The sequence below is a fragment of the Phyllobacterium sp. genome (genome assembly GCF_037994425.1).
Lineage (GTDB): Bacteria > Pseudomonadota > Alphaproteobacteria > Rhizobiales > Rhizobiaceae > Phyllobacterium.
This window is the reverse complement of sequence record NZ_JBBNAM010000064.1, coordinates 1-7059: the sequence shown is the minus strand read 5'-3', so window position 1 is coordinate 7059 and position 7059 is coordinate 1. Positions and strand designations below refer to the sequence as shown.

The following is a 7059-nucleotide window of genomic DNA, read 5'->3' as shown; positions in this document are numbered from 1 at the left end:
ATTGCCCCTTCGTTGCCGATGCGATCAATGTTGGGTGTTTCTCCGACCATCAAACCGCGGTGATAGATACCCGGCTGCATCCAGCCGATGTCATCGCCCATGATAAATAGAATATTGGGTTTGGTTTCCTGTGCGTGCACTATCGCCGTGCCTGCCATAAGGCTGCCGGCGACTACAAGTGCCGCTGCCATGTACTTTGCTGTCGGTCTCATTTTCCATGCCTCCCTCAAAAGGTCATCGCAAGGACGACCGGTGAAAAGACGAGTCGACGCAAAACGCAGGGATAGAACTTGAATGCCGTGTCAACATCTCTCGCCGCACATCTTCTTACGTTTGTTGGGTCGTTGTACGCGCCCGGCATATCGATCGTGTATTATGAGTAGAGTTCGATGTCTCTGCGATTACGCGCGCGACAATTGGCCGACTCGAGGGCTTTCCTTGTGGGTTCGAATTCGCGCGTGATCATCAACTATTGACGCAGACGGCCATTTTCGGAAGTAAGTTACAGTAGCTTACACCTCGTAAAGGGTCGGTGGCAGGTTTGGACCCAGAAGCTGCCTCCAGCATAATAGCGTCGGCTGGCGATTGATCCAGTTCGACGGTTTCCACAGATATCCAGAACTACCAAATCTCGTTCATGAAGCCTAATTCAATGAGTTGGTCGGGTCCGGTGTAGACAGCCGATCGATCGCCATCATGGAGCTGAAGCTCCAGGGATTGGGCAAGAATTTTAGCGATATCTTGGTATTCTGCAGCACTTGGAGAAATGTTGGTTCTCAGCAACTGCTGTGTCGACTTCTTGTCTAAAATCCGAAAAGAATTTGGAGTGCAACAGAACGCCGTATATTGGGCCGAAATTGGGTTTAAGCGGGCGCAGCTTATGAATTCCCTCCTACAAAGAACTTTTGGCGTCCCAATAGGTGAGCGGAAATTTCATCAGTTGGTTTGACAAGCCAAACTTTCTTTCACGCACACCGTGTCCAACTGCCGATTAGGGACCGAGCCTGGCAGTCGTGCCATAAAAGTCTATGCGGATAGTCTGACCATTGACAGAACAAAAACCCCGTTTCCGCCACCCTGCGATATGAATTCGGATTCCACATCCCGCCAGCGGCCCCTATACGCGCCGCATTCGCTGCAAAAGACGGGTCCATCACCTGCGTCTATTCGTGGAATGCTCAAATATATAGTCTGGCATTCCTCGCACTGTCGTTTCCCATATAGTTTTTGGTTCATCACACACCCCCAAATTGGGTGGCGCGGTTATTCGGGCATTCTAGTCCGTTTCAGTCACGAATTATATGTCTCTTAGCAATCAAATAAATGGTTAGCGATGAGCGGCGGGACGGTGGATTGGGCCACCGTCCCATGGACCCTTCTGGAGAGCAGGGTCCACGCTGACGGGGTTGTCAGCGACTTCACAACGTTAATAACAAACGTCAGTTCCCGCTTCGATTGGACATAAAAGAGGGGCGGTGAGCTTGCGCACACCGCCGAGCAGCCTTCGCCTCCCTGGGGGCGGGGAACGGTGGCGAGGGCTCTTAGCTGACTTGGGGGTTTTCAGTCAGCATCTTCATCAATGCGAAATCACAATCGGTGTTCCCGATCGATCTACCGAAAATACCAGCCAACACCCATGATTATGGCAACGCCTACGATGAACACCGTCCCATAGATCATTAACGAGCGTTGACTGCGCGGTGGAGAGGCGTCTCTTTCATCGAGCGGGTTTGGCATCAGTACTCTATCACTCTCTTCGAATAATCTGCCCTTCGCTCATCTCAAAGATACCATGCTGCCCGCCTTGCCTGTTGAAGGACCTTTCGAGGTCGCCCCAACTGCCAAGGAATGAGCCACACGTAGTACAGACAATCGGTGTATCGCTGGTTACGTCTTTGGGAATGTCGAGATAGATCGTGCCGCAACTTGGGCAGTCGAGTCCGTGGTCCAACTTCCGTTCCATTTTACCCACCCGTACAACAAAACAAGAAGAACGAAAGGAGATATATTTCGATGTTTTGGAAATTCAATATCCCGAACGGCAGCTGATTAAATTTTTAGTTCTCGCCATCCGTTCGGTGCTTTTCCCAGGTTAGTGGGATAGGTGGGCTTGGCGGAGGCGTTTCAGCCCGTTGCGTTTCTTCATAGCCTTTAGCAACTCCGTCTCGATCGACAGCAGTTGATCCTGATGCATCGCAAGTTGAGTGGTGTCGGCAATAGCAACTATTGCTGCAAACACCTCGTCCTCATCCCATCCAGCAGCCACTGCCTCGCCATATAGCTCAAGCAATCGGTCCTCGATCGCTCTCTGGCATTCACTCTGCCTGTCCTGGTGACCTGTGGGCTTGCGGGGTCTCTCGATCGTCATTGAAGCTATCCTTCTCTGTCTCAATCCGCTCTCGGTTTCTCACCTTCCATGCCCGGTAGTGAGCTTTGCTTCTCTCAGGGTTTGCCTTACGCCATTGACGAACTCGTTCAGCTTCCTTGGCCCGCTTCTCGGGTGAAGGCGGGTTCCTCTCACGCCATTTCCGCATCTTCTCGGCGTTCTTGGCCTTTCGCTCAGCTTCCTTCTCCTCGGCAGTCTTAATCATTCCGCTTCAGCGTTTCGTTCGAATTCGTTCTAACCGGCCGCTGCGCAGGTCCTCGATGCGGACAGCGTATTTCTCCGGATCGTTCTTTCTCATTGATATAAGCTCGATTGACCGCGCATCGTGCGGCCATTCCTGCGGATCACTCTTGCCAAGCTCGGTCAGGAGGAAGGCCGCGAACTTGTGTTCCACCCAATCTATCGCCTCACCCCGGTCAGGCACGAATCGCTCGGCATCACCGACCTGCATACTCACTGACCAAACGTTGGTTGCTTCAATCCTTGTTGCAAAGGTTTGCGCAATGTCAATGTTATTATCAACATCAGCGCCCAAAGCCAGGGTGTAATTCCTCGCCGCCAATGATCGTGGGCCGCCCGGCGCCTTTCGGACAGTCAAAGGCCTTTGGGGCATTCGGAAAAATCTGCTTTGTTCCTGACGGAACGACCCTCTACTTTAACATTTCCGCAACCAGCCGCTGGCAACGCTCAGTCATGAAATCGATCATCAGGCGTACCTTCGGGTCCTGGAAGCGCTTGTGCGGATAGATAGCGGCAAGCTGGATGCTCGCAGGGGGCGTATCTTCAAGGATTGGGCTAAGGGCGCCTTCATTGAGATAGCTCTTCACCTCGAACAGCGGCTTGTTGATGATTCCGCGCCCGTCGAGGGCCCAGCGTGTCAGAACATCGCCATCGTCTGAATCATACGGTCCGCTGACCTCGAGCTTGCGTAATCCATCGGGCGTCTGCAACGTCCAGTAATATTCCTTTGAGCCCGGATAGCGCAAAAGCAGGCAGTCGTGATGCTCGGCGATCAGGGCGTCCGGTGTTGCCGGTGTCCCGCGCCTTTCAAGATAGTGGGGCGAGGCACAGATCACCCGTTCGCAGTTCATGATGCCGCGCATGCGCAGGTTGGAGTCTTCGAGGATGCCGAGTTTGAATGCGACGTCGACCCCTTCGCTCATAATATCGATATTGTGATCGGAAAGGCGAAGCCGCACTTCAATGTCAGGATATTTGTCGTGGAATTCTGGAATACCTGACGCAATAAGCCGTCTGCCGATGCCCAGCGGCGCAGTGATGCGGATCGCGCCCTTCGGCTTCTTGGCGAGATCGGCAATTGCCGCTTCCGCCTCGTTGATCGCCTCGATGATCTTGACGGCACCCTCGTAGAAGACGCGGCCATGTTCAGTCGGCGTCAGCTTGCGCGTGGTGCGATTGAAGAGGCGCACGCCAAGATGGCGTTCGAGCTCCTTGATGCGATTGCTTGCAACGGCCGGAGAGGCGCGTTGATCGCGTCCGGCGGCAGAAAGGTTTCCGAGTTCGACGACACGAACGAAAACACGAAGGTTATCAAGGTACGACATGGTTTTCGCACGACCCCTACACTCACCACTGATCTAGCATTTTAAAGTTTTTTTTGAAAGAGATGGGTACATTAGCCGGTTTCCTCTTGGCATAGGCTTTGGCACATACTCTTCCGACTAAAAGGGAGATCCACATGTATGAATACGCCGTCGCCTGGGAATGGTTGAATTTCGCCTTCCGCTGGTTGCATGTCATCACAGGCATCGCCTGGATTGGTTCATCCTTTTATTTCGTCGCGCTTGATCTTGGGCTGCGCCAGCGTCCGGGTCTGCCGGCAGGCGCCTATGGCGAAGAATGGCAGGTGCATGGCGGTGGCTTCTATCACATCCAGAAGTACCTGGTGGCGCCGGCACAAATGCCCGAGCACCTGACCTGGTTCAAATGGGAGTCCTATGCGACCTGGCTGTCGGGCTTCGCCATGCTGTGCATCGTCTACTATGCGGGCGCAGACCTCTATTTGATTGATCCGCAGGTTCTTGACGTATCGCGCCCCGTCGCCATCGCGATTTCACTCGCCTCGATCTTCGGCGGCTGGATCGTCTACGATACCATCTGCAAGTCGCCGCTCGGCAGGGAAGATACGCGGCTGATGGTGCTGCTCTATTTCGTCCTGGTATTCATGGCGTGGGGCTATACCCATCTCTTCACCGGGCGCGCCGCATTCCTGCATCTCGGCGCCTTCACTGCGACGATCATGTCCGCCAACGTCTTCATGATCATCATCCCGAACCAGAAGAAGGTTGTGGCGGATCTCATCGCCGGCAAGACGCCCGATCCTGCGCTCGGCAAACAGGCCAAGCAGCGTTCAACCCACAACAACTACCTGACGCTGCCGGTGCTTTTCCTGATGCTGTCGAACCACTATCCGCTTGCGTTCGGCACAAAGTACAACTGGATCATTGCCTCGCTGGTCTTTTTGATGGGCGTGACCATCCGTCACTGGTTCAACACCCGCCATGCCCGCAAGGGCGAGCCAACCTGGACGTGGCTGGCCACAGCAATCCTCTTCATCGTTATCATGTGGCTCTCCACCGTCCCGAAGGTGCTTTCGGGTGAGGGCGGGCAAGAAAAATTGTCGACTGTTCAGCAGCCCTTCGTCACCGCCGAAGCCTTTTCCCAGGTGCGCGATACGGTGCTTGGCCGCTGCGCGATGTGCCATGCCAAGGAGCCGGGCTGGGAGGGCATCATCGCACCACCGAAGGGCGTGGTGCTCGAATCCGATGGCCAGATTGCCGCCCACGCGCGCGAAATCTATCTGCAAGCGGGGCGCTCGCACGCCATGCCGCCCGCCAATGTGAGTGGCATTACCGACGAGGAACGGCGTCTCCTCGTCTCCTGGTATGAGACCGCTGTCAAGGGAGGAACTGTCCAATGAACAAGCTCTTAATGCGCGGCCGTGTGTTGACATTCGTCGAGGAGCCCAATGGTATCGACGACCAGTCGGCCTATAGCTATTTCGAAGATGGCGCCGTCCTTGTCGATAGCGGCAAGATCGTTAATGTCGGCGAATATGCCGCGATCGTCTCTGTCGCCGGTGACGTCACAGTCGTTGATCATCGTCCGCACCTCATCCTGCCAGGTTTCATCGATACGCATCTGCATTTTCCGCAGACCCAGGCGATTGCCTCTTACGGGGCCCAACTGCTCGAATGGCTCAATACCTATATCTTCGTGGAGGAGCAGAAATTCGCCTCGAGCACCCATGCCGATTTCATCGCCGGGCGATTCATGGACGAGTTGCTGCGCAATGGTACTACCTCGGCCGTGGCCTATTGTTCGGTCCACGGCGAGAGTGTCGATGCCTATTTTTCTGCCGCCGAGAAGCGTAACATGCTGATGATCGGCGGCAAGGTGATGATGGATCGCAATGCGCCCGATGCGCTGCGCGATACGCCGCAATCGGGCTATGACGATACCAAGGCGCTTATCGAAAGGTGGCATGGGCGGGGGCGCGCGTACTACGCCATCAGCCCGCGATTTGCCATTACATCGACGCCCGAGCAGATGGAGATGAGCCAGGCATTGGTGCGCGAACATCCCCAGTGCTACGTTCAAACCCACCTTTCGGAGAACCGTGACGAGATCGCCTTTGCAACGTCACTTTATCCGTCGGCCAGGGACTACACCGACATCTATGCCGCTTATGGGCTCCTTGGCGAGAAGATGCTGCTCGGGCACTGCATCTTTCTTTCCGACCGCGAAATTTCGGCGCTCGCCGAAACGGGGTCGGTTGCCGTTTTCTGCCCGACCTCCAACCTCTTTCTCGGCAGTGGGCTGTTTGACCGCGATCGCTTCCGCTCGCTTGGCGCGCGCATCGCCATTGCGACCGATGTCGGCGGCGGAACGAGCTTTTCGATGCTTGAGACGATGAGCGAAGCCTACAAGGTCCTGCATATTCAGGGCCAGCGGCTGTCGCCTTTCGCATCCTATTACATGATGACGCTCGGCAACGCCCGCGCGCTCGGCCTTGAGGACCGCATCGGAGCGCTGCGTACCGGAGGGGACGCGGATATCGTTGTTCTCGACAGCAGGGCGAAGCCGGCGATGGAACTTCGCATGCGCACGGCAACGACGCTGGCCGAGGAACTCTTCATCCTTCAGACCATGGGCGATGACCGCTCGGTTGCTGAGGTCTATGTTGCCGGCAGGCCGATGAAAAGCAGGATCGAAACACCCGCCGCGCCCATAAAGGCACGCGCTTTGCCAAAACTGCAGAACGCCTGAAAGGACGGCTCTTTAAAGTTCGTCTGGTCGCCGCCCGCCCATGGCCCTGGTCAATTCATCGGCGGTGCGCCGGATGACGGGTCCGAGCAGACTGACCTTCTCCTTTGGCAGGCGAACCGCCGGACCCGATACCGAGATCCCCGCAATGGCCTCGCCATGTTCGTTGAAGAGGGGTGCTGCGATGCAGCGCATCCCGAGCGTATGCTCCTCATCGTCGATCGACCACCCGCGTGCACGAACCTGCTGGATATCCTTAAGGAGCGCCGGCAACGTATCGAGTGTTTGCGCGGTAAAATGTGCCAGTGTCTTGCCGGACAGGGCCTGAGCAATGTCTGTGTCCGACCATGTCGAGAGGATTGCCTTGCCGATCCCGGAGGCATGGA

At 55.7% G+C, this 7059-nt stretch carries 6 protein-coding genes and 1 pseudogene; 2 read left to right on the top strand and 5 right to left on the bottom strand.

All coding sequences use genetic code 11. The features are described from left to right. From AAAB35_RS04525 to AAAB35_RS04510, 4 genes and pseudogenes are all read right to left on the bottom strand, one after another. Nucleotides 1-212, bottom strand: a pseudogene (locus AAAB35_RS04525) (arylsulfatase); the annotation flags it as partial. A 1880-nt stretch (nucleotides 213-2092) separates the two neighbouring features. After that, nucleotides 2093-2368 (bottom strand): hypothetical protein, encoded by a 276-nt coding sequence (locus AAAB35_RS04520; RefSeq protein ID WP_340667034.1) that lies wholly within the window; start codon nucleotides 2366-2368, stop codon nucleotides 2093-2095. Nucleotides 2369-2597: 229 nt separating this feature from the next. Then, the gene (locus tag AAAB35_RS04515) at nucleotides 2598-2921 is read right to left on the bottom strand and encodes a hypothetical protein (RefSeq protein ID WP_340667033.1); all 324 of its coding nucleotides are present in this window, start codon (nucleotides 2919-2921) and stop codon (nucleotides 2598-2600) included. Nucleotides 2922-3036: 115 nt separating this feature from the next. Continuing rightward, a complete protein-coding gene (locus AAAB35_RS04510; RefSeq protein ID WP_340667032.1) occupies nucleotides 3037-3951 on the bottom strand; it encodes a LysR family transcriptional regulator in 915 nt (304 codons plus the stop codon). Nucleotides 3952-4085: 134 nt separating this feature from the next. Here AAAB35_RS04510 and AAAB35_RS04505 point away from each other — a divergent pair, with 134 nt between their 5' ends. Next, the gene (locus AAAB35_RS04505; protein WP_340667031.1) at nucleotides 4086-5327 is read left to right on the top strand and encodes a urate hydroxylase PuuD; all 1242 of its coding nucleotides are present in this window, start codon (nucleotides 4086-4088) and stop codon (nucleotides 5325-5327) included. Further along, the gene (gene guaD / locus AAAB35_RS04500) at nucleotides 5324-6676 is read left to right on the top strand and encodes a guanine deaminase (RefSeq protein ID WP_340667030.1); all 1353 of its coding nucleotides are present in this window, start codon (nucleotides 5324-5326) and stop codon (nucleotides 6674-6676) included. Before AAAB35_RS04505 ends, guaD begins: the two co-directional genes overlap by 4 nt. Before the next feature lie 12 nt (nucleotides 6677-6688). On the opposite strand, the gene AAAB35_RS04495 is transcribed toward guaD, so the two are convergent. Next, a partial coding sequence (locus AAAB35_RS04495) for an IclR family transcriptional regulator C-terminal domain-containing protein (protein ID WP_340667029.1) occupies nucleotides 6689-7059 on the bottom strand: 371 nt, incomplete at its 5' end.